The sequence below is a fragment of the Urbifossiella limnaea genome (assembly GCF_007747215.1).
Lineage (GTDB): Bacteria > Planctomycetota > Planctomycetia > Gemmatales > Gemmataceae > Urbifossiella > Urbifossiella limnaea.
In genome coordinates, this window is the sequence record NZ_CP036273.1 from 5596187 (window position 1) to 5621800 (window position 25614).

Sequence of the window (25614 nt, forward strand, 5' to 3'; positions counted from 1 at the left end):
TTGTAGCGCTCCGCCGTCACTCGCGCGCCAGGTCGTAGATGAGGAACGTGTGCGTCCGGCCGACCGGCTCGCGCGCCAGCACCCACTCGGAAGCAACGCGCGTGGACGGTGTGATGCAGCGGTTGCCGTACAGCGACGTGACCGACACTGCCAACAGCCCGCGGCCGGCGACCCCGGGCAGCTGGTCGCCGCGGGTCAGCTTGGCGTGGCTGACGGGGACGTGGCGGAACGGCGGGTACAGGATGTCGGGGTCGGTGCCGTAGTACCACACGGCCAGCGGCCGGCCGCCGCCTTGGGCCGCGTACCACGCCTTCAACTCAGGCAGGCCCTGGCCCCAGTCGAAATTCGAGTCGTGCAAGTGCGTGTAGCCGAGCGCCGGGTCGCCCCACAGGCGGTTGAAGTAGCCGAGGCCGTGCGGCCACGCCGACAGCGAGACGCCGGCCGTGACGGCAACGAGCCCACAGCCGACCCACCGGAGTACCCCGCGACTCGCGGCAGCTGCGGCGCACACGTAGGCCACGGCCATCAGCGTGAACATGAACCGCACGCCGATCTGCACGCGGCAGTTGAGGCTGAACAGCAGCAGCAGCAGGGCGAACCACCCGGCCGGCGTGTTCCACGCCCGCGGCCGCACGGCCAGCGTCAGCAGCACGAGCAGCAGCGCCGGCAGGGGCGTCTTCATTGCCAGGGCCAGCGGGAAGTACCTGAGCGTGGCGCGGTCGTGCCACTCGCCAAGGAGGTACGTGCCGTGCCCGCGGAAGTTGTGCTTCACCTGCTGGACCATCGCCTCACCGGCGTTCGGAAAGACGCGCAGGTGTGTGCTCACGGGCACGAGCACGTCCTTGACCGGCCCGTCGGGCAGCCCCGCGGCCCAGGTGACGAACGTCGGCTCGACCACCCAGTCGGACCCGGTGTAGACGAACACCAGGGTGAAGCCGACGAGCAGTGACACCGCGATGTCCTTGCGCAACCCGTGGCAGGCGTGCCAGACGTGGGCCGCTCGGCCGATCCAGCCCGTTCCCGGTGTCGGCGTGAGCGCCCCGGCCTTCGCCAGGTGCCACAGGCCGATCACCACGAGCGCCTGCACGCCGAACACCATGCCGCTGGCCTTGGCCAGCGTCGCCAGCCCGAAGCACACGCCGGGCACGAATACGCGCGGCCACCAGCCGCGGCCGGCGCCTTGGTGGGCGTGGTACACCAGCGCCAGCATCATCGCCACGATGGGGATGTCGGTGGTCGCCAGCGCCGCGTGGCCGAGGAGGTTCGGGTCGAAGCCGACGAGGCCGACGGCGATGCGGCCGCCCCACACGCCGCCCCAGGTCCGGCCGAGCCGCATCGCGTACAGGAGCAGTAGCCACCAGAACGGCAGGTTCGCGGCCCGCGCCGCGGGGAGGATCACGTCCATCTCGCGGTAGACGTGGAACGGCTCGCCGCGGCCGCGCTCCCACAGGTAGAGCGGTAGCGTCTGTGCGTCGACGGCGAGTGGCAGGGTGCCGGCCGACATAAGAGGTTTGTTGCTGCCGGTGCGCCAGGCGTTGAGCCCCGAGGCAAGGTAGAACGGCTCGTCGAACGTGGCACCGAGCTCGGCCGCGGCCGTGACGCACCACGCCGACGAGTACACGCCGACGAGCAAGAGCCACAGCGCGTCCGGCCACCGCTTCATGCCGCACCTCGCCCGGGGGGATAGCGAGGCGGGGTGGGTTCTGCAAGCCGGGCTACGGCGCGACGGAAATACAAGTTGGGGCGAAATACACGGACCAGGCGCTCTCGAACCCGGCGAGCCGGGGGCATCAGCCCCCGGATTCGTGGGGCGCGTGTCACGAGAATCCGAGGGCTCACGCCCCCGGCTCGCTGGGTGGTGTCGCGGAGCCGAGCCAGAACTGTTCGAGTTCGATGAGCGAACAGCCTTCGCCAAGAGCAACATTGCGGCAGGCAGTGATGATCTGCAGGTACGCAGGGTAGTCCGTGATCCCGTTGATCGGACCATTCAGTTGGAGCAATCTCGCCAATACTTCCGGGCTGACTTTTCGCTTGGGGCTGGCGGCTAACTCGCTAAGCCCCGACCACAGACCGCCGTCGATGGGCGGATGGAGTACGTCCCGGAGTCCGGGCCGGCCGAGGTCGCCGACATACGCTGCCGTCTTGAGGTAGACGTTCAACATCTTGACGGCCCACCCGACTACGAGCCGATTGCTTCGGTTACATAACGCGCTCGTGCTGTCCCTGTGCCAGTCGTCAAACTCAGTGGGAGTGATCGGCGTTCCAGGCAGTAAAACCGTGCCGAATACGACGTTGTCAAGAAGCGGATAGACCTCGATTCGTGACTTCACCGGAGATCGCTTGAGGGCGGACAGTGCCGTCCACCGTGCGTAGTATAGTGGACCCCGAAAACTGGACCGCCGGTTAAGCTACACCGGCGAGCCAGGAAAGGGGAACCGATGGCGGGCAAGCGGAAGAGCCACTCGGCGGCGTTCAAGGCTCAGGTCGCCCTGGCGGCGGTCAAGGGTGACAAGACCATCAACGAACTGGCGTCCCACTACGGCGTCCACCCGACGTTGATCCACGGGTGGAAGAAGCAACTCCTGGCCGGGGTCGAGGCCGTGTTCGCCTCGGGAGCCAAGACCACCGGACCCCCGGAGGACAAGACGGCCGAGCTGTTCGAGCAGATCGGGCGACTCAAGGTCGAACTCGACTGGGTGAAAAAAAAATCTGCCCCCCTCGGCTGACGCCCGGCGGGCGTTGATCGACGAGGATCACCCCGAGCTGAGCATCCGCCGGCAGTGCGAGTTGGTCGGTCTGAACCGCTCGACCCGGTACTACGAGCCGACCCCGGAGACGCCCGAGAACCTGGAGTTGATGCGGCTCATCGACCAGGAGTACACGGCCCACCCGTTCTTCGGGAGCCGAAAGATCACGCAGTGGCTCATCGGCCGGGGCCACGAGGTGAACCGCAAGCGGGTGCGGCGGCTGATGCGGGTGATGGGGCTGGAGGCCATCTACCCCAAGCCGAAACTGTCGCTGGCAGGCCGTGGGCACAAGGTCTACCCGTACCTGCTGAGGGGCGTGGCGGTCGAGCGGGTCAACCAGGTGTGGAGTGCCGACATCACCTACGTGCCGCTGCCGGGTGGGTTCATGTACCTGGCGGCGACGATCGACTGGTTCAGCCGGTACGTGGTCGCCTGGCGGCTGTCCAACACGCTCGACGGGGCGTTCTGCCAGGAGATGCTGGAGGAGGCGTTGGGCCGGGGCAGACCGGAGGTGTTCAACACGGACCAGGGGGTGCAGTTCACGGCCGGTGCGTGGACCGGGCGGCTGGAGCGGGCCGGGGTGGCGGTGAGCATGGACGGTCGGGGGCGGTGCCTGGACAACGTGCTCGTCGAGCGGCTGTGGCGGAGCGTGAAGTACGAGGACGTGTACCTGAAGGGGTACGAGCGGGTGCCGGAGTTGGAGGGCGGGCTGCGGGCGTACTTCGGGTTCTACAACACCGAGCGGCGGCACCAGTCCCTGGACTACCGCACCCCGGCCGAGGTGTACGGCGTCGGGGCCAAGACGGCCTGACGAAACAGTAGCGAAGGATCGCCACTTTTTGGTCTAGACAATGGGGTCCACTGTATAGTCGTGGATGATCTTCTGTCGCGGATCAGTCACGTCACGACTCCTGCGAATGGTTTCGTAGCTCGGGTCGAGTCTTCGAGACCCGACGCGGGGTGCGGTTGACGAAAGGTGTTGACCGGGAAGGAAACCCCCGCGCGGGGTCGTCTCGTGTTCGGACCGGGTAGTCTTTCGCGCCTCGCGTCGGGTCTCGAAGCCTCGACCCGACCTACGAAAAGCCCGCTACCCCCGCGGCGTCAGCCGGGCGATCTCCTCCGCAAACGCCGGCCACTTCGCCGTCAGCTCGGCCCGGGTCGCGCCGCGGTAGTCGGCGTAGTCGAAGCCGGGGGCCACGGTGCAGCCCAACAGCGCGAAGCCGTCGGCGCCGACGAGCCGCGTACCCTGCCACACGCCGCCGGGCACCACCAACTGCGGCACCTCGCCGGCCGCCAAGTCGCTTCCGAGAACCACCTCGCGGCCGCTGCCGTCGGGCCACAGTTGCAGCATCCGCACCGGCGACCCGAAGTAGAAGTGGAACACCTCCTCGCCCGGCAGGACGTGCAGCTCCGACACATGGCCCGGCTTCAACAGGTAGTAGATCGCCGTCGATACGGCGCGGGTGCCGCCGTGCGCGGACATCATTGTCGCGCTGCGGTACGTCTCGCGGAAGTAGCCGCCCTCGACCGGGTGTGGCTGCAACTCCAGCACGCGGATCACGTCGGCGGCGGTCACGATCGCCCCCCCGGGCGCTCGGCCAGGATCACGGAGTAGCCGCGGTTTTCGATCACCGAGCAGTCGCCGAACGTCTCGAAGATCATCGGCACCACCGCCTCCGGCATCTTCGTCACGATGTGGTAGCGGCCGCCCGGCGTCAGCAGGTCGCGGGCGCCCTCCACGAACAGGCGCGCGATCTCGGCCTTGGCGTAGTACGGCGGGTTCGCCAGGATCACGTCGAACTTGTCCGTTTCGAGCCCCTGCAACCGCGTCGCCGCAACGAACGTCGCGTTCGTGACGCCGTTCGCCGCGGCGTTCAGCTTCGCCAGCTGGATCGCGCGGAGGTTGCTGTCGATGAACGTGACGCGGCCGGTCGGCCCAATCTTCCCCGCGGCCAGGCAGCCCACCGAACCCGCGCCACAGCCGAGGTCGAGCACGGCGTCGCCGGGGCGGATGTCGGCGACCTCCAGCATGGCCCGCGAGCCGTTGTCGAACCGGCCGTAGCTGAACGTGCCGGGGCGGCTGACGAACTCCAGGCCGGTGCCGTCCGGCATCTTGGCGTGGTACTTCACCTCGTGCCGGCGGCGGTCCGGCACGTCGTCCGTCTTCGTGCTCCAGAACGCCATTCCGTTCGGCCCCGCGGGGCTCTCGCCGCACTTGCCGAAGACCTTCTTGTGCCACTTGGCGAACTGGTTGTCGCGCTCGTACTCGGACAGCGAGATGAGGAGGCCGCCCGGCGCCAGGACGTGGTAGGCCTGCTCGATCGTGTCGATCTTCAGCTCGCGGTCGCCGAAAGCCGCGGCCGGGTAGACCACGGTGCCGAACCGCTGCTCCAGGTCCCACAGGTCGGGGCCGCTCACGACCTCGGCGGCCGCGCCCTGCTCGTCGAGGCACTCGCGGACGCGGCCGGCCTGGTGCAGGTCCATCTGGAAGCAAACGGTGTCGGGGCGGTTGATTCGCCTGGCGATGGAGGCGACGGCCCACGGCGGCCCGAGGGCGATACACGCCGGCGGGCGGACGCGGTCTTCGACCACGCGGAACAGGTCGGCGGCGTGCTTCATGGGGGGATTGTACGACGACCGCGGGCGAGCCGACCGCCGTCAGGCGGCGGGTGTCGCGGTCAGTCGTCGTCCTCGTCGTCGTCGTCCTCGTCGTCGTCCGACTCCTCCTCGTCCTCGGGGCCGCCCTCGGTCTCGGCGAAGCCCTCCTTCACCTTCGCGTCTTGCAGCATCACCACGCCGTAGATGCCGACCAGCAGCGGGATGGCCATCACCGCCCCGGCGGTCGCGAAGGCGTAGTTGCCGAGGTCCGACATCTGGCTGGCGCCGAAGCAGATGAAGGCGCCCCACAGGAACACCATGAAGCCGAGGAACATCGTCAGGATCGAGTCGTCGAACTCCTCGTCGCCGACCGGGGCGTCGCTGAACACCAGCGGCCACATGCCGATCACGAAGAACACCAGCCCCGCCGCCGCGGCGATCAGCCCGGCCCCGGTCATCAGGTTGGCCGGCATCACCATCAGCCCGACGGCCGGCCCCTTGGCGCTCTTCTTGTACTTGTCCTGCACCTCGCCGAACTTCACCTTGGCCTGCTCGGCCTTCATCTTCTCCTCGTCCGTCTCCTGCGCCACGCCGTACCCGCGCTTGATGGACTCGGCGTCCTCGTCGTCGTCCTCGTCCACCTTCGGCTTGGCCGACGCCGGGGCCGGGGGCGGCGGCTTGGCGCCGTCGTCCTTCGGCCTCGCGGGCTTCTTCTTCGGGTCGTCGCTGAACTTGAACCCGCCGGCGTCCGGCTTCTTCTTCTTGCCGCCGTCGTCGTCCTTGAAGTTGAACGTGCCGGCGCCGGCCGTCGGGGCCGGCTCGTCCGCGGCGACCGGGACGAACCCCTGCTCGCACTTCGGGCACTTCACCCGCCGCCCGGCCGGGACCGCGGCGGGCGTCTTGATCGCCGCGTCGCAGTGCGGGCAGGTGTACGTGACGGCCATCTCAGGCTCCCGGGACGTGCGGACCGAGCGGTCCGGCTTCATCCTAGCGAACGACGCCCACCCGGTGCAACGGGTGGGCCGTTCCGGCTAACTGCCCACCCAGTCCGGCTTCTCCCACGCGCTCAGGACGCACGGCTGGCCCAGCAGCCGCACCTTCAGCTGCCGCGTCATCGCCCACCGGCGCGACCGCAGCGGCGGCTGGAGCGAGTCGAACTCCGACACCAGCAGCACCGCCCGGCCGCCCGGCTTCAGCACCCGGTCCCACTCCCGCGCCGCCGCGGCGTACAGCGGGCCGATCTCCTCCGGCGACCCCAGTTGCACGCCGAACGGCGGGTTCGACACCACCCGATCGACACTCGCACTGGCCAGCGGCAGCGCCGTCGCGTCCCAGCGGAACAGCGACGCCTTGCCGACCTGATCCAGGTTCTGCGACGTGACGAACATCGCGTTCGGGTCGATGTCGCCGCCGACCACGCGGACCGGGTCGCCGCGGCGGCTGCGGGCCACGTCCAGCGCCTCGGCCAGGATCGTGCCCGCGCCGCACATCGGGTCGAGCACCGTCATGCCGGGGCCGACGCCGGCCAGCCGCACCATCGCCGCCGCGGCCGTCGGCCGCAGCGACGCCAGCACGTGGTCGAGCTTGTACGTGCGGTGCCGCATCGTGCGGTCGGACAGCCGCACGCCGCAGGTGGCGACCTTGCCGCGGATCGTCAGCCAGATCTCGAGCCAGGCGTTCTCGTCGGTCCGCTGCCAGCCGGCGGGAATCACACCCGCGAGCCCCTCGGCGAACGCCTCGCGGGCGTCCGTCCGGCGGTAGCCGTGCTCGCCCTGCATCTGCACGATGATGTTGAACGTCGGCCGGCCCTTCGTCTTCGGCCGCAGCGAGTGGTGCAGCTTGAACAGCCGCGGCCAGTCGGGCTTGCGGGCCGTCCACGTGCGGATCAGGTTCAGGTCGTCGGCGGTGAAGGCGAGGCTGTCCGAGCCCCACGCCAGGAGGTACACGTCCTCGGTGGTGCGGAGCTTCAGCAGGTCGGGCGTCACGTCCTTGACGCGGAAGACGACGAGGCCGCGGGTCGTCTTCTTGACCTCGCCGCCGAGGTCGCGGTTGATCTCGTCCGCCGCGACGGCTTCGAGGCCGGCGTGGGTCATGGCGTAGAGCGGCGGCAGCGGCGCGGCGTCGGACTCGGGGCGGCCTTTGCGGGACATCGGGACCGTCGTGGGGTGCGGGCGGGGTCGGAAGTGATTCTACGGATTCGGGATAGCACCACGCCACGGCGTCGGTCGCACGCTCGTTGCCGGGACGAACGGTATTGTGTGTACGGCTCCCCCCTGGGGGGTCGCGGCACGCATTGAGTCAATGTCACAAATTAATGTTGGATCGACGCCGCGCCCCTTCGGCTAGCCGCGCCGCGACCGGCGGGCGTATCATACCGCCATGTTTCGCGCCCCCGCCGCGATCGCCGTGCGCTTGCTCGCGGGCCTTCTCACGCTCGCCGTCCTGCTCACCGCGTCGCCGCTGCCGCTCATTCAGTCCGCCGTCGCCGCAGCGCCCGTCGGCGAGGAGGCCGACGCGGACGTGGAAACGCTGTCGTCGGCGTGCCCGCGCCGGGCGGCCGGCGCCGGCGGCCCGCCGTTCGCGGCTTCACCTCCGACACACGTTTACGCGAACCGGCTCGCGTCCGGCTCGGTCCGCTCGGCCGCCCGCGCCGCGGCCGGCTCGCCCGGCCGCGGCGCGCTCCGTCCGCACCCGCGCTGCTAGACCCGCACGCTCCCCCCACCGGCCGACGGCTCGCACGTGCGCCGCACGCGCCGCCGGCCGCCCCACCCCCGGGAGAGTGTCATGGTTCTTTTCGCCGCCGACGCGGCGGGCGCGCACTGGGCCTGGTCCGCCGCCGGCCTCGCCGCCGTGCCGGCCCTCGTCGCCCTGAACGGGTTCTTCGTCGCCGCCGAGTTCGCCCTCGTCGCCGTCCGCCGGACGCGCGTCGAGGAGCTGGCGACCCAGGGGAAACCCGGCGCCGCCGCGGCCCGCGACGCCGTCGCGCACCTGGACCGCACCATCGCCGCGACGCAGCTCGGGATCACGCTGGCGAGCATCGCCCTCGGCTGGGTCGGCGAGCCGACGCTGGCCCGCCTCGTCACGCCCGCCGCGGAAGCGCTGCTGCCGGCCGGCGGCGCCGTGGTCGCCGCCCACGCGGCGGCGGTGGCGCTGGCGTTCGCGCTCATCACGTTCCTGCACGTCGTGTTCGGCGAACTCATCCCGAAGACGCTCGCCCTCCGCTCGCCGGAGGGCACGTCGCTGCGGGTGGCCGCGCCGCTGAACCTGTTCGTCCGGCTGACGCGGCCGGCTATCGCGCTGCTGAACGGGACCGGGAACCTCGTGCTCCGGGCGATCGGGTGCGGGCCGGCGGGGTCCGAGTCGAACGCGCACTCCGTGGACGAGTTGTCGCAGCTGGTCGGCGAGACGGAGGGGGCCGGGGCGCTGACCGCGCGGCAGGCGGAACTGGTGCGGAAGGTGTTCACCCTGGCCGGCCGGCGGGTCCGCGACTGCATGGTGCCGCGCGAGAAGGTGGCGGCGCTGGCGCTGGGGACGCCGCCGGAGCGGGTGCTCGACCAGGTCCGGGCCGGGGCGCACACGCGGATGCCGGTGTACGACGGCGACCTGGACCGCGTCGTGGGCGTGGTGAACACGAAGGACCTGTTCCACCTGTTCAGCCTGCGCGGGCTGGTGTCGCTGGAGGACGCGCTGTACCCGCCGCAGTTCGTCGGCCCGGACGACGGGGTGGCCGACGCGCTGGACCTGTTCCGCCGGGCGCGGCGGCCGCTGGCCGTGGTCCGCGACGCGGCCGGCCGGGTGCTGGGGCTGATTACGCTGGAGGACGTGCTGGAACAGATCGTCGGCCCGATCGAGGACGAGCACGACCGCCGCCGCTGGCCGCTGCCGGCGCTGGCCGTGTCCGGGGGGCGGGCGTAATGCCGCGTTTCATCGTGTGGGGTTCGCTCCCACGGTGTGAACCACCGGCCACGCACGCCCCCCAGGCCACGCCGAGAACCGACCAACCACCCGAATCCAACCCGACCAGGACTCACCGCATGCCCCATACGAACGAGCCGCTCTCCGCGACCCTGCCGCGCGACCTCACCGCCGGGCTGGTCGTCTTCCTCGTCGCCCTGCCGCTGTGCCTCGGCGTCGCCCTCGCGTCGGGGGCGCCGCTGCTGGCCGGCGTGATCGCCGGCATCGTCGGCGGCCTGCTCGTCGGCGTCCTCAGCGGGTCGCACACCAGCGTCGCCGGCCCGGCCGCCGGGCTCACCGCCGTCGTCCTGGCCCAGATCGCCAGCCTCGGCTCGTTCAACACCTTCCTCCTGGCCGTCGTCGTCGGCGGGTTCATCCAGATCGCGCTCGGCCTGCTCCGCGCCGGGTTCGTCGCCGCGTTCGTGCCCAACGCCGTCATCAAGGGGCTCCTCGCGGCGATCGGCGTCATCCTCATCCTGAAGCAACTACCGCACGTCGTCGGCCACGACCCCGACCCCGAAGGCGACATGTCGTTCGAGCAGCCGGACCACGAGAACACGTTCACCGAGCTGGCGAAGACGCTCGGCGACATCCACCCCGGGGCCGCCGCCGTCGGGATCCTGTCGGTGCTGCTGCTGGTGGTGTGGGACCGCACGAAGGCGCTGAAGAAGTCGCCGGTGCCGGCGCCGCTGATCGTGGTGCTGCTCGGCGTCGGGCTCGCGGAACTGTTCCGCGGCATGGGCGGCGTGTGGCTCATCGAGCCGTCGCACCTCGTGCAGGTGCCGGTGGCCGAGACGCTGGCCGGCGTGTTGAACTTCGTCCAGCTGCCGGACTTCAACCAGTGGCGGAACCCGGCGGTGTACACGGCGGCGTTCACCCTCGCGGCGGTGGCGTCGCTGGAAACGCTGCTGAACCTGGAAGCCGTGGACAAGCTCGACCCGCGGCGGCGCAACTCGCCGCCGAGCCGCGAGCTGTTCGCGCAGGGCGTCGGCAACGTCGCGTCGGGCCTGATCGGCGGGCTGCCGGTCACGTCGGTCATCGTCCGCAGCTCGGTCAACATCAACGCCGGCGCCCGCACGCGGCTCGCCGCGATCTTTCACGGCGTGCTCCTTCTGGGGAGCGTGGCGCTGCTGCCGGCGGCGCTGAACCGCATCCCGCTGGCGTGCCTGGCGGCCATCCTGCTCGTGACCGGCGTGAAGCTCGCCAGCCCGGCGCTGGCCCGCCAGATGTGGGCGGCCGGCAAGTACCAGTTCGCCCCGTTCATCATCACCGTGCTGGCCATCGTGTTCACCGACCTGCTCATCGGCGTGGTGATCGGGCTCGTCGTCAGCACCAGCTTCATCCTGTGGAGCAACATGCGCCGGCCGGTGCGGCGGTTCCAGGAAAAGCACCTCGGCGGCGAGGTGGTGCGGATCGAGCTGGCCAACCAGGTGAGCTTCCTGAACCGCGCCGCGCTGGCCCGCGTGCTGGACGAGGTGCCGCGCGGCGGCCGCGTGCTGCTGGACGCCACGCAAACGGACTACATCGACCCGGACGTGCTGGAGCTGCTCCGCGAGTTCGACGACAGCACCGGCCCGGCCCGCGGCGTGGAGGTGAGCCTGGTCGGCTTCCGCAGCAAGTACCAGCTCGACGACCGCATCCAGTTCGTGGACCACTCGACCCGCGACCTCCAGGAGAAGCTGGCGCCGGAGCAGGTGCTGCAAATCCTGGCCGACGGGAACGAGCGGTTCCGCACCGGCCGGCGGCTGACGCGCGACCTCGGCCGGCAGATCGGGGCGACGGCGGCCGGCCAGCACCCGCTGGCGGCCGTGCTCAGCTGCATCGACTCGCGGACGCCGGCCGAGCTGATCTTCGACCTGGGCGTGGGCGACGTGTTCAGCGTGCGGCTGGCGGGGAACGTGACGAGCCGGAAGGCGATCGGCAGCATCGAGTACGCCTGCGCGGTGGCGGGGGCGAAGCTGGTGGTGGTGATCGGCCACACCCGCTGCGGCGCGGTGGGGGCGGCGGTGGACCTGGCGGCGGCGGGCCAGACGGCGCGGGAGGCGACCGGCTGCGAGCACATCGACGACGTGGTGGACGACGTGCAGCGGTCGGTGGACCGGGCCGAGTGCCAGGCCGCGACGCGGCTGGCGCCGGCGGAGAAGCAGGCGTTCGTGGACGGCGTGGCGCGGCGGAACGTGGCCCGCGCCGTGGCCGAGCTGGTGGAGCAGAGCGGGACGCTGGCCCGGCTGGTGCGCGACGGCCGGATCTTGGTGGTGGGCGGCATGTACGACGTGGCGACCGGCGCGATCGAGTTCCTGCCGACGGACAAGGCGGCGGTGGCGAGCCGAGCCCCGTAAGGGCCCGGGTGGGTTTTCGTAGGTCGGGTGTTCGAGACCTGACAGCGGCACCGATCAGAGCGGACGACCGCGGGAAGTCGTTCGCGCCGCGTGTCAGGTCTCGAACACCCGACCTACGAAACCACCGTCACCCACCCGCGAGTACGTCGCCCACGTCCGCCACGGTCGCCGCCGCACGCAGCTTCTCGCGGCTGCCCGCGTCGCCGGCCACCCGCGCCACGCTGCCCAGCAGCAGCACCTGCAGGTTCGGCTGCTCCGCCGGCGTCACCAGCAGGAAGATCAGGTGGACCGCCGCGGCCTCGGCGCCGCCGAACGTCACGCCCGCGGCGGAGCGGCCGAACACCACCACCGGCGCCCGCAGCCCCGGGCACCGCGCGTGCGGCACCGCCACACCCAGCCCCAGGTTCGTCGGCAGGTCGCGCTCCCGCTCGATCGCCAGCTCCGCCGCCGACACCCCCGCCGGCACCGCCCCCGCGGGGATCGCCGCGGCCAGCTCGCCGATCGCCCCCTCGGCCGTCGTCGCGCTCAGGTCCAGTAGCGCCTCGTTGGTCACGAGCAGGTCGCGGAGCACCACCTTCGGGTGCCGCGGGTACTCGTCCTCGAACCGGCCGACCACCTGCTCCAGCACGTCCTCGATGGTGACGATGCCCACCGGCGTGTCGCCGTCGCGGACGACGCACACCGTCGCCCCCTCTCGCTGGAAGAACTGCAGCGTCGATTCCACGTCGTCGTCGGGGCCGACGGCGGTCAGCGGGCGGACCAGCGTCGTCCACGCGGTGCCGTCGCTCGGCAGGCCGATCAAATCCTTCGCCAGGAGGTAGCCGACGGGGCGCCCGGTCGCGGCCTCGACCACCGGCCAGCGCGAGAAGCGGTTCTCGCGCACCTGCCGCCGCACGTCGTCCGGCCCGGCCGCGTCCGACAGCCGGCGGACCCGCGTCCACGGCACCATGATGTTCCGCACCGGCTGCGACCGCAGGCCCGTCACGTTCTCCAGGATGAGCCGGGCCCGGATGTCGCGGACGGCGTGCTCGATCCGCTCGCGGCCGGCGCCGGTGTCGGCGAGCACGAGCCGGGCCAACGCCACCGCGGCCTCGGCCTCCTCGAAGATGGCCGCCGTCGCGCCGACGTGCTCCAGCTCGCCGCGCTCGCGGAGGTAGTGGGCGCGCACGAGAATCTTCAGCGTCGCGTTCAGGCTCCGTCCGGTGGCCACGATCGCCGCCCGGGTCGCGGCCTGCGGCAGCGTCAGCACCAGGTACGCCGCGCCGCCGACGCCGGCGCTCTCCAGGATCGCGGCCTGCGACGCGTCGCCGTATACGGCCGTGCGCCCCTCGCGGCGGATCTCGTCCACCGTGTCCATGTTCAGGTCGATGACCACGGTGTCGAGGCCGGCGTCGCGGAGCAGCCGGTCCACGGTGCGGCCGACGGGGCCGTAGCCGACGACGACGGCGCGGCGGCGCCCCGCGGCGGGCGGCGCCACCTCGGCGTTCGCGCCCTGCACACGCCGCTCGGCGCGGGCGGTCAGCAGCGCCCACAGCCGCGGCTGCCGCTTCAGCCAGCGCTCGATCGCGGGGATGCTGCGGAACAGGAGCGGGTTCAGCGTGATCGACAGGATGGCGCCGCCGACGAGGACGTTGTGCCCGTCGTCGGTCATGAGGCCGGCCTTGCGGGCGGTCTCGGACAGGATGAACGAGAACTCGCCGATCTGCGCCAGGCCGATGGCCACGACGAGCGCGGTGCGGACGGAGTGCCCCAGGCCGAGAACCAGCACCAGCGCCACCACCGGCTTCACCACCAGGATGACGGCCATGACAGCGAGCATCATGAGCGGCTGGCGGACGAGGAAGGCGGGGTCGAACAGCATGCCGACGGACACGAAAAACAGGACGGCGAAGGCGTCGCGCAGCGGCAGGGCGTCGGCCGCGGCCTGATGGCTGACCGGCGACAGGGCGACCATCATGCCGGCGAGGAACGCCCCGAGCGCCATCGACGCCCCGAACAGGGAGTACGCGCCGGCCGCGATCGCCACCGAGAACACCATTACCGTCAGCGTGAACAGCTCCCGCGACCGCAGCCGGGCGACCTTCGTCAGCGCCCACGGCACCACCCGCGCCCCGGCCACGGCCACGACGGCGATCAGCGCGGACAGCTTCGCCAGCGCGACGCCGACGGCCAGGACGGGGTGGACCGGCTCGGCGGCCTCGGCGGCCGGGTGCTCGCCGAACACGGGGATCATCACGAGCACGACGACGGTGATCACGTCCTCGACGAGCAGCCAGCCGACGGCGACGTGGCCGGCGGGCGAGGCGAGCGCGTCGGCGTCCATCAGCACGCGCATGAGCACGACGGTGCTGGCGACGGCGACGGCCATGCCGATGACGGCGCCGGTCCGCGGCGGGACGCCGAACGCGGCGAACACGGCGACGCACACGGCGGTGGCGGCGAGGCTCTGCACCACCGCCCCGGGGATGGCCACCCACTTGACGGCGAGCAGGTCGGCGAGGTGGAAGTGGAGGCCGACGCCGAACATCAGCAGGATGACGCCGACCTCGGCGAGCTGGTGGGCGATGTGGACGTCGCCCTGGATGCCGGGCGTGTGCGGGCCGATGGCGACGCCGGCCAGCAGGTAGCCGACGATCGGCGACAGCCGCAGCCGCTGGGTGACGAGGCCGAGCACCCACGCGGCGGTGAACGCGACGGCGATGGTGGAGATGAGCGGGAACTCGTGCATCCGTGCTCCTTCCCGGCCGCGGTCACTGCGCCGGGCCACCCGGATAGAGATGCGGCCGGGCGGCGGGTTCGTCACCCCTTGAAAACGCGCGCGGCGGGGTCATCCGACCCCGCCGCGCGCCACACCCGGGACCGGGCGGCTACTGGATCGTCAGCACCACCCGGTCGTCGGGGCCGAGGACTTCGATCGTCCGGACGGTCGGCCGGGCCACGGGCCGGACGCATCGACGCGCAGGACAGCCACGACGTGATGGCTTGAGCACACCTGCGGGTTTACGCCAGCACCCCCCGCACGACGTGACCGTGCACGTCGGTCAACCGGTAAGCGCGACCCTGGAAGCGGAACGTCAGCTTCTCGTGGTCGATGCCCAGCAGGTGGAGAATCGTGGCCTGCAAGTCGTGGACGTGGACCGGGTTCTCGGCGGGGCCGAAGCCGAAGTCGTCGGAGCTGCCGTAGGTCGTGCCGGCCTTCACGCCGCCGCCGGCCATCCAGATCGAGAACACGTACGGGTGGTGGTCGCGGCCCCACGTCTTCACCTCGGCGATCGGCCCCTGCAGGAACGGCGTGCGGCCGAACTCGCCGCCCCAGATCACGAGCGTGTCGTCGAGCAACCCCAGGCGCTTCAGGTCGCGGACGAGCGCGGCGCTCGGGCCGTCCGTGTCCTCGCACTGAATCTTCAGCTGCGTGTTGAGGTTGCGGTGCTGGTCCCAGCCGGCGTGGAACAGCTGCACGAAGCGGGTGCCGCGCTCGATCAGCCGGCGGGCCATCAGGCAGTTGTACGCGAAGCTCCCCTGCCGCCGCACGTCCGGGCCGTACGTCTCCAGCACCTTCAGCGGCTCCTTGCTGAAGTCGGTCAGCTCGGGCACGCTGCTCTGCATCCGGTACGCCATCTCGTACTGGGCGATGCGGGTGGCGATCTCGGGGTCGCCGAACTCGCGGAGGCCCAGCTCGTTCATCCGGGCCAGGTCGTCGAGCACGGCCCGGCGGCTCTCGCGGCTCATGCCGTCGGGGTTCGACAGGTACAGCACCGGGTCGCCGCTGCCGCGGAACTTGACGCCCTGGAACCGCGTCGGCAGGAAGCCGCTCCCCCAGTAGAAGTCGTAGAAGATCTGGCCGCAGCTCGCCTCCTTGTCGCGACTCGTCATCACCACGAAGCCGGGCAGGTCTTCGGACTCGCTGCCGAGGCCGTACGTGAGCCAGCTCCCCATGCTCGGGCGGCCGGGCATCTCGTTGCCGGTCATGAAGAACGTGATCGCCGGGGCGTGGTTCACCTGCGTCGTGTGCATCGACTTGATGAAGCACACGTCGTCGGCGATGGCCGCGGTGTGCCGCATGAAGTCGGACACCCACGCGCCGCTCTTGCCGTGGCGGGCGAACTTCGTGATCTCGGGGAGGCACGGCCGGGCGGCCTGGCCGCTGGTCATCGTGCTGAAGCGGGCGCCGCCGACCACGGAGTCGGGAATCTGCTGCCCCTTGCGGCGGGTCAGCTCGGGCTTGTAGTCGAACAGGTCCACGTGCGTGGGCGCGCCGTTCTGGAACAGGTAGATGACGCGCTTCGCCTTTGGCGCGAAGTGCGGCAGCGTCGGCAGCCCGCCGACGCGCTGGCCCGGGGCGGCGGCGGCGTCTTTCCCGATCAGCGAGGACAGCGCGGCGGCGCCGATGCCGACGGCGGAGCGGCCGAAGAAGTGGCGGCGCGACAGGTGGAGGGCGCGTTCGGCGGCCGGGTGCATGTCGAGGTTCCGATGCTCGGGGCTTCGCCGCTTGCGGCTTAGCGGCGTGGACGCCGCTAAGCCGCAAGCGGCGAAACCAGGGTGGCTCACTGCTTCGTCAGTGTTTCGTCGAGGTTCAGGATCAGCGTGCAGACCGCCGTCAGCGCCGCGTGCTCGACCACGTCCAGGTCGGTGCGCCGCGGCATCTCGCCGACGCTCAGCAGCCGCGACGCCGCGGCCCGGTCGGCGGAGTAGAGCCGCCGCTGCCGGTCGAGCGCACCGCGGAGAATCCCCACCTCCGCGTCCGCCGGCACGCGCCCGACCGCGTGGCGGAACGCGGCGCGCAGTCGATCCGCATCGTCCTTCCCGCCCTCGATCATCGCCCGCTGCGCCAGCACCCGCGCGGCCTCGACGAAGGTCGTGTCGTTGAGCGTGGTGAGGGCGTGGAGCGGCGTGTTGGTCGTGGTCGTCTTGACGGCGCACGTCTGGCGGTTGGCGGTGTCGAAGAACATCGTCGGCCCCACGATCCGCCGCCAGAACACGTACAGGCTGCGGCGGTACAGCGCCGCGCCGGTGTCCTGCTGGTAGCGCTTGAAGCCGAAGGTGGCTTCCTCCCAGATGCCCGGCGGCTGGTACGTCCGCACCGGGGTGCCGCCGACGGTCGGCGTCATGATCCCGGCCGCGAACAGCGCCTGATCGCGGAGCATCCAGGAGGGCAGCCGGTGCCGCGGGCCGCGCGCCAGCAGCCGGTTCTCGGGGTCGCGCTCCCGCGCCTCCGCCGTCACCTTCGACGACTGCCGGTACGTCTGGCTCGTCACGATCAGGCGCACCAACTTCTTCACGTCCCAGCCGCCGTCGCGGAACTCGACGGCGAGCCAGTCGAGGAGTTCGGGGTGGCTCGGCCGCTCGCCCTGCACGCCGAAGTCGTCGGCGGTCTTGACGAGGCCGGTGCCGAAGAACGTCTGCCAGTAGCGGTTCACGGTCACGCGCGCGGTCAGCGGGTTGTCCTTCGCCACGACCCAGTTCGCCAGCGCCAGCCGGTTCACCGGTGCGTCCTTGGGCAGCGCCGGTAGCGACTCCGGCACGCCGGGCTGGACCTTGTCCTCGTGCTTGTCGTAGGTGCCGCGGGTGAGGATGAACGTGTCGCGGGGCTTGGGCATGTCGCCCATCACCATCACCTTCGGGATCGCCCCGGCGGCCGCGTCGCGCTCGCCCTTGCGCTTGCGAAATTCCTTCAGTTGCGCCACGTACGCCGGCTCGGACTTCTCGTAGTGCTTGGCGAGTTCGTCCTGGTTCGCGTCGGTGCGGCCGTTCGGCCCCTTCCGCAGCGCCGACTCGATCACCGCCGGCAGCTTCGACTCGTACTTGCCGTCCTTCGTCGTCACCGCGGCGTCGTCGCGGAACCTCTTCTCGACCGGGGTCAGCTTCCCGACGACCTCGTCGAGTGACTTCTGCGCCGCCTTCAGCCGCGTTTCCATGTCGGGCGTGCTGAAGTCGATGACGGGCGGCGTCTGGCCGTTGCCGCCGCCGCCGTTCACCGGCGTCTGGTTGAAGTACGCGAACAGCCGGTAGTAGTCGCGGCGGCTGATCGGGTCGAACTTGTGGTCGTGGCACCGCGAGCACGTCAGCGTCAGGCCCAGCCAGATGGTGCCGAGCGTCTCCGTCTGGTCGAACACGTACTCGATGCGGTTCTCCTCCGGGATGCGGCCGCCCTCGCCGTTGATCATGTGGTTGCGGTTGAAGCCGGTCGCCAGGATTTGCTCGCGGGTGGCGTTGGGCATCAGGTCGCCGGCCAGCTGCCACACCGTGAAGCGGTCGTACGGCATGTTGTCGTTGAAGGCCCGCACCACCCAGTCGCGCCACGGCCACATGGTCCGCTCGTTGTCGCCCTGGTAGCCGTTGCTGTCGGCGTAGCGGGCGGCGTCGAGCCAGTCCCAGGCCATCCGCTCGCCGTACCGCGGCGACGCCAGCAGCCGATCGACCACCTTCTCGAAGGCGTCGGGGGCCGGGTCGGCGGCGAACGCATCGACCTCGGCCGGGGTGGGCGGCAGGCCGGTCAGGTCGAGCGTGACGCGGCGGATGAGTTGCTCCTTCGTCGCGGCCGGCGCCGGCGTCAGCTTCTCCTTCCGCAAGCGGGCCTGCACGAACGCGTCGATCGGGTTGCCGTTCCCCGGCACCGGCGGCCGCGTCGGCGGCTCGAACGCCCAGTGCCGACCCCAGGGAGCGCCCTGGTCGATCCAGCGCTTCAGCACGTCCTTTTGCTGCGGCGTCAGTTGCTTGACGTTCTTCGCCGGCGGCATCACCTCGGTCGGGTCCGCGGACGTGATCCGCTTGTAGAGCTCGCTGTCGGCGCTCTTGCCGGGCACGATGCTGCCGCTGGCGTGGGCGTCGTCCTTGGTGTCGAGCCGCAGGTCGCCCTTGCGGGCCTTCGCGTCGGGGCCGTGGCAGGCGAAGCAGTTGTCGGACAGGATCGGCAGCACGTCGCGGGCGAAGTCAACTTTCGGGGGTGCGTCCGCGAGCGCGGTGCCGGGGGCGAGGGCGAACAGCAGTAGGGAGAGGCGGAGCGGCATGGCGCGGAGCCCGGCGGGTGGGTATTTGTCAGGATAACCGACGTGGGGCCGGATTCCAACCGGCCGGTTCGGGCACCGCCGGTTCGAAACCGGCCCCACGCCGCGGGAAGGTACAACGAGTGTCCGGGTCGTAGCGGTCGCGCCGAAGCCGGCGGGCGGCGAGTCTGCGCGGGCTGGGGAATCCGGGCTGGTTCGGCCGGCCGGCGCGGGTAGGATCGAATCTGCCACCCTCCCGGCTCCCGCGGGCACGCATCATGTTCCGGCTGCGCGACTGGTCCCTCCCGGCCAAACTGTACGCCCTGGTCGTCGGCTACTCCGTGCTCGTGGCCGGCGTGCTCGTGTTCGCCGGCTACCTGATGCGCACGTACCGCGTGCACGGGCCGGTGTACGAGGAGATCGCGTCCGACTACCGCCTGCTCAACGACATGGACCCGCCGATGATGAGCATCGGCGCCGCGTACCTCATGCTGTCCGAGCTGGACTCGTTCGGCAGCGACGCGGCCGAGATCCGCGACAACACCCAGAAGTTCCGCGACTACGAGGCCAAGTACAACGAGCGGCGGGCGTACTGGCTGGCCCCCGGCCGGCTCCCCGAGGGCGAGATCCGCCGCGGGCTCGAAGGGGCGGTCCACACACCCGCCGCCGACGTGTTTCGGATCGCCAACGAGGAGTACCTGCCGCTCATCGGCAAGGGCCCGGAGGCGACGAAGAAGGCCAACGAGATTCTGAACACCCGCATCCGCCCGAAGTTCTACGAGCACCGCCGGGCGTCCGTCGCCGTGGTCGAGAAGATCCGGGCCGAGACCGAATCGGACGAGCTGAGGGCTTATGGGGACTCGAACTTTTGGGCGTCGACCCTGGCCTGGGTCAGCGTCGCGCTGGTCGTCGTCATGGGCCTGACGGGCTGGTGGGTGGCGACGTCGCTCATCCGCACCGCCCGCGAGCTGCGCAACCGCGTCCGCGAGATGGCCAGCGGCAGCGGCGACCTGCACACCCGGCTCGTCGTCCCCGGGGCCGACGAGATGGGCCAGCTCGCCGAGGGGATCAACGGCGTGATGGGCCGCGTGCAGGCGATCGTGGCCAAGGTCCGCGAGTCGAGCCTGCAACTCCTCACCGTCGCCTCGCAGATCGCCGCGACGGCCCGCCGGCAGGAGCAGACGGTGCAGGACTTGAGCGCCTCGACGGTCCAGGTGGCCGCGAGCGTCCGCGAGATCTCGGCGACGAGCCAGGACCTGTCCGGCACGATGAACGAGGTGAACGAGTCGGCCGGGCACGCCGCCGACCTGGCGACCCGCGGCCGCGACAACACCAACCACATGGCCGGCGAGATCCGGAACCTCCTGGAATCGACGGTGTCGGTGTCGTCGAAGCTCGGCATGATCCGCGAGAAGGCCGACCGCATCAACGCCGTGGTGACGACGATCACGAAGGTGGCCGACCAGACGAACCTGCTGTCGATCAACGCCGCGATCGAGGCCGAGAAGGCGGGCGAGTACGGCCGCGGCTTCCTGGTCGTGGCGCGGGAGATCCGCCGCCTCGCGGACCAGACCGCGGTGGCCACGCTGGACATCGAGACGATGGTGCGCCAGATGCAGGACGCGGTTTCCGCCGGCGTGATGCAGATGGACAAGTTCGCCGACGAGGTGCGCAGCGGCGTCGGGCAGGTGACCACGATCAACCAGATGACGTACGAGATCATCACCGAGGTGACGGGGCTGAGCGACCGGTTCCAGCTGGTGACCGAGGGGATGAAGAACCAGGCGGCCGGGGCGCAGCAGATCAACGACGCCATGGGGCAGATCGCCGAGAGCACGAAGCGGAACGCGCAGTCGGTGCAGGAGTTCGAGCGCGCGACGGAGCACCTGCGGGCGTCGGTCGAGGGGCTGAACCAGGAAATCGTGCAGTTCAAGATTTGAGTGCCCATGCTCGCGCTGACGTTCCAGGTCGGCACGGACCGGGTGGCGGTCGACGTCCGCCGCGTGCGGGAGGTCGTGCCCCGGGTGCGGGTGACGCCCGCGACCGGCGGCCCGGCGTGGCTGGCGGGCGTGTTCGTGTATCGCGGCCGGGTCGTGCCCGTGGTAGACTTGTACCGACTGGTCGGGGCCGGGGAGTGCCCGCCGCACCTGAGCAGCCGGGTGATCCTCGTGCCCCGGCCGGACGCGCCGGACGACTTGGTCGGCCTCCTCGCCACGCAGGTGGCCGACGTCCGCGACCTGCCCGCCCTCCCGCCCGCGGCCGCCGGCGGCCCGCTCCTCGGCCCGCCGGTCGCGGACGGGGCCGGCGTCCTCCGCCTGCTCGACCCCGACCGCCTCCTCGCGCACCTGGAACCGCCCCGCCCAGGAACCGGGCCATGACCCTCCCCCCCGTCGAACAGCTGGTCCGGGCCCGCATCGGCCTCGACCCCCTGTCGCTCGGCGCCGCCACCTTCCCGCGCGTGGTCGCCGCCCGGATGAGCGCGCGGCGCGTGGGATCGACCGCCGACTACGCCGGGGTGTTGGCCGCCGACCCGACCGAGTGGGCGGCGCTGGTCGAAGAGTTGGTGGTGTCGGAAGGCTGGTTCTTCCGCGGGGGTGCGGCCTACTTCCGCGAGCTGGCAAAGTGGCTGCGCGAGCGCGCCGCCGGCCGCACCCCGCGGGTGCTGAGCGTGCCGTGCGGCTGCGGCGAGGAGCCGTACTCGCTGGCCCTGGCGCTGGACGACGAGGGCGTGCCGGGGCTGGCGACGATCGACGCCGTGGACCTCAGCCCGGCGAGCGTCCGCCGGGCGGAGGCGGCCCGCTACCCGGCGTTCGCCTTCCGCGAGGCCGGGGCCGACCCGCGGCCGCAGCACTTCCGCGAAGTGGGGGCGAACCGCTGGGAACTCGACCCCCGCGTTCGCGCCGCCGTGCGGCTCCGCGTCGGCAACCTCGTGGCCGCCGACTTCCTGGCCGCGGAAGCGCCGTTCGACCTGATCCTGTGTCGCAACCTGTTCATTTACCTCACGGACGAGGCGCGCGGCCGGGCCGTCGTCAACCTGCACCGCCTCCTCGCCCCCGGCGGCCGGCTGTGCCTGACACCCGCCGAGGCCGACCGCCTTCCGCCGGGCCTGTTCACAGCCGAGGGGTCCGCCGGGCTCGCCACGTTCGTCCGCACCGAAGAGGCGAGGCCGAAGCCGGCGGCAAAGTCGGGGGCAATACCCCGACCCGCGGCGAGCGCCGACGCGCCCGTGGTACCGGCCGCGCGTCTCGACCCGCCGGCGAGCACGACCGCGGCCCGCGAGCTTGCCGACGCCGGCAACCTGGACGCCGCCCGCGCCGCCTGCGAGCGCGCCGTTCGCGCCGGGCCGTCGGCCGAGTGGTACAGCTTGCTCGGCGTGATCGACCTGGCCGCGGGCCGCGCCGGCGACGCCGAGTCGTCGTTCCGCCGCGCCCTGTACCTCGACCCCGACCACCGCGAGGCGCTGACGCACCTCGCGATGCTGTGCGACCGCCGCGGCGACGCCGGGCCCGCGTCGGGCTTGCGCCGCCGGCTGGCCCGGCTCCCGGAGGCGACCGCGTGACCGACCTCCCCGTGATCGCCGCGAACCCGTGCTGGCAGGCCGTGGGCGTCTGGGGCGACCGGACGTGCCCCGAACTGAAGCAGCACACCCACTGCCACAACTGCCCGGTGTTCGCCGCCGCCGGCCGCCGCTTCCTCGACGCCCCCTCCCCCGCCGGCTACCTCGACGAGTGGACGGCCCGCCTCGCGGAGCCGGTGCGGCGCACGGCCGACGGCGTGTTCGGGGCGCTGGTGTTCCGCCTCGGCGAGGAGTGGCTGGCCCTGCCGGTCGGGGTGCTGGTGGAGGTGACGCACCCGCGGTGGCCGCACCGCATCCCGCACCGCGGCGGGTTGCTGGCGGGGCTGGTGAACGTCCGCGGCGAGTTGCACCTGTGCGTCCGCCTCGACCTGCTGCTGGGGATCGAGCGGCCGGCGGAGCCGGCGAAGTCGACGGCCCGGCCGCGGATGGTGGTGATGCGTCGGGACACCGACCGGTGGGCGTTCGCGGCCGACGACGTGGACCTGGTCCGCCGGGTGGCGACGGCCGACCTGGTGACCGCCCCGCCGACGCTGGCCCGCGCCGCGGCCCGCGTGACACGCGGCGTCGTCCACCGCGACGGCCGGGCGATCGGCCTGCTGGACGAGACGCGGCTGTTCGAGGCGCTGCGGGAGCGCGTCCGATGACCGGCATCGACCCGTCGCTGTTCGAGCTCTTCCGCGACGAGGTGCGCGCCCACGCGGACGCGCTCTCGACCGGCCTCCTCGCGCTGGAGAACGACGCCGCCAACCCCCAGCGGATCGAGCCGCTGATGCGCGCCGCCCACTCGCTGAAGGGGGCCGCGCGGATCGTCGGCGTCGAGCCGGCGGTCCGCCTCGCGCACGTGATGGAGGACGCGTTCGTGGCCGCGCAGGCGGGCCGGGCGACCATCACGCCCGCCGACGTGGACCGCTTCCTGAAAGCGGCAGACGTGCTGGCCGGCCTCGGGGCGTTGGCCGACGCCGGCGGCCTCCACGCCTGGGCCGCGGCGAACGAACCCGCGATCGACCGGCTGGCGCCGGAACTCGAGCAGTTCAGCCGCGGCGTGGCGACCGCGCCGCCTCCCGCGCCGGTGGTGGAAGTCGCGCCGAGGCCGACGCCGACGCCGACCGTGGTCGTGGGGCCGCTCCCCGAGCCGCCGGCGCTTCGGCCAGTGGCCATCCCCATCGACCCGCTCCCGGTCGGCCCCGACGACGGCTTGCTCGGCCTGTTCCGGGAGGAGTTGCGGTCCCACCTGTTGGTCGTGGCCGCGGGCGTCGCGGCCCTGAAGGCGGGGCAGTTGCCGCCGCGCGACGACGCCGCCGAGAGCCTGCGCCAGATCCGGGGCGCCGCGCGCGTCATGAAGTGCGCTCCCGTCGCGTCAGCCGCCGCAGCCGTGGGCGGGTTCTGGGCCGCCCTCCGCGACGCGAAGGCGCCGCCGGACCCGGCCGCGCTCAGCTGGCTCCGCTACGCCGTGGACGCGCTCGCCAGCCTGATCGACACCGACGCCGACACGTTCCAGGAACGGCTGACGGCCGTCGGCGACGGCCTCGAACAACTGGCCGGCGTCTTCCCGCAGGCCGTGCCGGCGGTCGCCCCGGCGCCGAAGAAAGCGCCGGCTGACGCCGGCGGCTCGCCTCCTCCTCCTCCTCCTCCGCCGCCGCCCGAGCCCGCCGCCGCCAAGCCGGCGCCGACCGCCGGCGAGGCCGTGGTCCGCGTCACCGCTCAGAGCCTCAGCCGGCTCATGGGGCTGGCCGGCGAGTCGCTCGTGCAGGCCCGCTGGCTGCACCTTTTCTCCGGCGCCCTCGGCAAGCTCAAGAAGCAGCACGAAGCCCTCACCGGCCTCCTCGACGAGGCCTACCAGGCGGCCGCCACCGGCCGGCCGGTCGAACACGTCGCCACGCTCATCGCCGACACCCGCCAGCAGGTCGCGACCTGCCGGATGGAACTGGCGACGCAGGCCGGCGACTTCGACGACCACGCCGGCCGGGCCGAGGACCTGAACAGCCGGCTCTACCGCGAGGTCATCGCCAGCCGGATGCGACCGTTCGCCGACGGCGTTCACGGTCTGGCCCGCACCGTCCGCGACCTCGCCCGCTCGCTCGGCAAGCAGGCCCGCCTCGACGTGACCGGTGAATCCACCGACGTGGACCGCGACGTGCTCGAAAAGCTCGAAGCGCCGCTCGGCCACCTCATCCGCAACGCCGTCGACCACGGCATCGACCCGCCCGCAGACCGCCTCGCCGCCGGCAAGCCGGAGGTCGGCACGATCCGCGTCGAAGCCCGCCACCGGGCCGGGATGCTGCTCGTCACCGTCGCCGACGACGGCCGCGGCGTGAACCTCGACCGGCTGCGGGCCAAGGTCGTCGAGCGCGGCCTCTCCACGGCCGAACTGGTCCGCCAGATGACGGAGCCGGAGCTGCTCGAATTCCTGTTCCTACCCGGCTTCTCGACCGCCACCGGCGTGACCGAGGTGTCCGGCCGCGGCGTCGGGCTCGACGTGGTGCTCGACTCCGTGCGGAAGGTCGGCGGCAGCGTCCGCATCACCACGAAGGCCGGAACCGGCACGACGTTTCACCTGCAACTGCCGATCACGCTCTCGGTCATCCGCGCGGTCGTGGTGGACGTCGGCGGCGAGCCCTACGCCTTCCCGCACAACCGCATCGACCGCCTCCTGCGGGTGCCACGGGCCGACGTGCGGTCCCTCGAGCACCGGCAGTTCGTCGCCGTGGACGGGCAGAACATCGGCCTCGTCGTCGCGGCGCAGCTACTGGACGTGCCGGCGGCGAGTGCCGCGACCGGCGAGTTGCCGGTGGTGCTGCTGAGCGACGCGACAGGGAGTTACGGGCTGGTGGTGGACCGCTTCCGCGGCGAGCAGGACCTGGTGGTGCGGCCGCTCGACCCGCGGCTCGGCAAGGTGCCGAACCTGAGCGCCGCGGCCGTGCTCGACGACGGCGAGCCGGTGCTGATCGTGGACGTGGAAGACCTGGTGCGGGCGATGGACCAGTTCATCCAGTCCGGGTCGCTGCGGCGGTGCGAGAGCCGCGACGCGGGGCCGGCCCGGAAGAAGCGAATCCTGGTGGTGGACGACTCCATCACCGTCCGCGAGGTGGAGCGGCAGTTGCTGACGCAGCACGGGTACGACGTGACCGTCGCCGTGGACGGCATGGACGGCTGGAACCAGGTCCGGGCGGCGAACTTCGACCTGCTGGTGTCCGACGTGGACATGCCGCGGATGACCGGGATTCAGCTGGTGCGGGCGGTTCGCGCCGAGGACCGGCTGAAGAACCTGCCGGTGATCATCGTGTCGTACAAGGAGCGCGAGGAGGACAAGATGCTCGGCCTGGAGGTCGGGGCGAACTGCTACCTGACCAAGAGCAGTTTCCACGACAACCGCTTCATCCGCGCGGTCGAGGACTTGTTGGGGGTGGACTGAGCGG

Annotated in this window: 18 protein-coding genes and 1 tRNA gene; 10 read left to right on the forward strand and 9 right to left on the reverse strand. The window is 71.7% G+C overall.

The genetic code is table 11. The annotated features are described in order from the left end of the window. Positions 1–16: 16 nt before the first annotated feature. On the reverse strand, positions 17–1663 hold the full coding sequence (locus ETAA1_RS22805; RefSeq protein WP_202920344.1) for a hypothetical protein: 1647 nt from the start codon (positions 1661–1663) through the stop codon (positions 17–19). A gap of 172 nt (positions 1664–1835) precedes the next feature. Next, the gene (locus ETAA1_RS32305) at positions 1836–2330 is read right to left on the reverse strand and encodes a hypothetical protein (protein ID WP_202920345.1); all 495 of its coding nucleotides are present in this window, start codon (positions 2328–2330) and stop codon (positions 1836–1838) included. Positions 2331–2438: 108 nt separating this feature from the next. On the opposite strand from ETAA1_RS32305, the gene ETAA1_RS22810 reads away from it, so the two are divergent. After that, positions 2439–3558 (forward strand): IS3 family transposase gene (locus ETAA1_RS22810; RefSeq protein ID WP_390621225.1). Its coding sequence is split into 2 segments (ribosomal slippage): positions 2439–2719 and positions 2718–3558, totalling 1122 coding nucleotides; the frame shifts between segments, so codons are not numbered across the junction. A 276-nt stretch (positions 3559–3834) separates the two neighbouring features. Here ETAA1_RS22810 and ETAA1_RS22815 read toward each other — a convergent pair. The 4 genes from ETAA1_RS22815 to ETAA1_RS22830 form a co-directional block, all read right to left on the reverse strand. Continuing rightward, positions 3835–4323, reverse strand: coding sequence for a cupin domain-containing protein (locus ETAA1_RS22815; RefSeq protein WP_145242604.1), 489 nt, complete (start codon positions 4321–4323; stop codon positions 3835–3837). Further along, positions 4320–5366, reverse strand: coding sequence for a class I SAM-dependent methyltransferase (locus ETAA1_RS22820; protein WP_145242606.1), 1047 nt, complete (start codon positions 5364–5366; stop codon positions 4320–4322). Before ETAA1_RS22820 ends, ETAA1_RS22815 begins: the two co-directional genes overlap by 4 nt. A gap of 59 nt (positions 5367–5425) precedes the next feature. Further along, the gene (locus tag ETAA1_RS22825) at positions 5426–6289 is read right to left on the reverse strand and encodes a zinc ribbon domain-containing protein (RefSeq protein ID WP_145242608.1); all 864 of its coding nucleotides are present in this window, start codon (positions 6287–6289) and stop codon (positions 5426–5428) included. Positions 6290–6376: 87 nt separating this feature from the next. After that, entirely contained in the window at positions 6377–7495 is a 1119-nt protein-coding gene (locus ETAA1_RS22830) for a methyltransferase domain-containing protein (protein WP_145242610.1), read from the reverse strand. 229 nt (positions 7496–7724) lie between these two features. Here ETAA1_RS22830 and ETAA1_RS22835 point away from each other — a divergent pair, with 229 nt between their 5' ends. The 3 genes from ETAA1_RS22835 to ETAA1_RS22845 all read left to right on the forward strand — a co-directional run bounded on the left by ETAA1_RS22835 (position 7725) and on the right by ETAA1_RS22845 (position 11638). Then, positions 7725–8048 carry a hypothetical protein gene (locus ETAA1_RS22835; protein ID WP_145242612.1) on the forward strand — a complete coding sequence of 108 codons (324 nt, stop codon included), beginning with the start codon at positions 7725–7727 and terminating at the stop codon, positions 8046–8048. 81 nt (positions 8049–8129) lie between these two features. Next, the gene (locus ETAA1_RS22840; RefSeq protein ID WP_145242614.1) at positions 8130–9260 is read left to right on the forward strand and encodes a hemolysin family protein; all 1131 of its coding nucleotides are present in this window, start codon (positions 8130–8132) and stop codon (positions 9258–9260) included. A 119-nt stretch (positions 9261–9379) separates the two neighbouring features. Continuing rightward, on the forward strand, positions 9380–11638 hold the full coding sequence (locus ETAA1_RS22845) for a bifunctional SulP family inorganic anion transporter/carbonic anhydrase (protein ID WP_145242616.1): 2259 nt from the start codon (positions 9380–9382) through the stop codon (positions 11636–11638). A gap of 127 nt (positions 11639–11765) precedes the next feature. Here the strand turns inward: ETAA1_RS22845 and ETAA1_RS22850 are convergent, their stop codons facing one another. The 3 genes from ETAA1_RS22850 to ETAA1_RS22860 form a co-directional block, all read right to left on the reverse strand. After that, the gene (locus ETAA1_RS22850) at positions 11766–14366 is read right to left on the reverse strand and encodes a cation:proton antiporter domain-containing protein (RefSeq protein ID WP_145242618.1); all 2601 of its coding nucleotides are present in this window, start codon (positions 14364–14366) and stop codon (positions 11766–11768) included. 272 nt (positions 14367–14638) lie between these two features. Continuing rightward, positions 14639–16096, reverse strand: coding sequence for a DUF1501 domain-containing protein (locus tag ETAA1_RS22855; RefSeq protein ID WP_145242620.1), 1458 nt, complete (start codon positions 16094–16096; stop codon positions 14639–14641). A gap of 86 nt (positions 16097–16182) precedes the next feature. Then, positions 16183–18645: a PSD1 and planctomycete cytochrome C domain-containing protein gene (locus ETAA1_RS22860; RefSeq protein ID WP_145242622.1), complete on the reverse strand. Its 2463-nt coding sequence runs from the start codon at positions 18643–18645 to the stop codon at positions 16183–16185. 15 nt (positions 18646–18660) lie between these two features. On the opposite strand from ETAA1_RS22860, the gene ETAA1_RS32310 reads away from it, so the two are divergent. From ETAA1_RS32310 to ETAA1_RS22885, 6 genes are all read left to right on the forward strand, one after another. Continuing rightward, positions 18661–18748 (forward strand) — tRNA-OTHER (locus ETAA1_RS32310). 151 nt (positions 18749–18899) lie between these two features. Further along, positions 18900–20561: a methyl-accepting chemotaxis protein gene (locus tag ETAA1_RS22865; RefSeq protein WP_145242624.1), complete on the forward strand. Its 1662-nt coding sequence runs from the start codon at positions 18900–18902 to the stop codon at positions 20559–20561. A 6-nt stretch (positions 20562–20567) separates the two neighbouring features. Then, a complete protein-coding gene (locus ETAA1_RS22870; protein ID WP_145242626.1) occupies positions 20568–20999 on the forward strand; it encodes a chemotaxis protein CheW in 432 nt (143 codons plus the stop codon). After that, positions 20996–22180, forward strand: coding sequence for a CheR family methyltransferase (locus tag ETAA1_RS22875; RefSeq protein ID WP_145242627.1), 1185 nt, complete (start codon positions 20996–20998; stop codon positions 22178–22180). The genes ETAA1_RS22870 and ETAA1_RS22875 overlap by 4 nt, the downstream gene beginning before the upstream one ends. Next, complete coding sequence (locus ETAA1_RS22880) at positions 22177–22842, forward strand: chemotaxis protein CheW (RefSeq protein WP_145242630.1); 666 nt, start codon at positions 22177–22179, stop codon at positions 22840–22842. The genes ETAA1_RS22875 and ETAA1_RS22880 overlap by 4 nt, the downstream gene beginning before the upstream one ends. Then, entirely contained in the window at positions 22839–25610 is a 2772-nt protein-coding gene (locus ETAA1_RS22885) for a hybrid sensor histidine kinase/response regulator (RefSeq protein WP_145242632.1), read from the forward strand. Before ETAA1_RS22880 ends, ETAA1_RS22885 begins: the two co-directional genes overlap by 4 nt. The last annotated feature ends 4 nt before the right edge of the window (positions 25611–25614 follow it).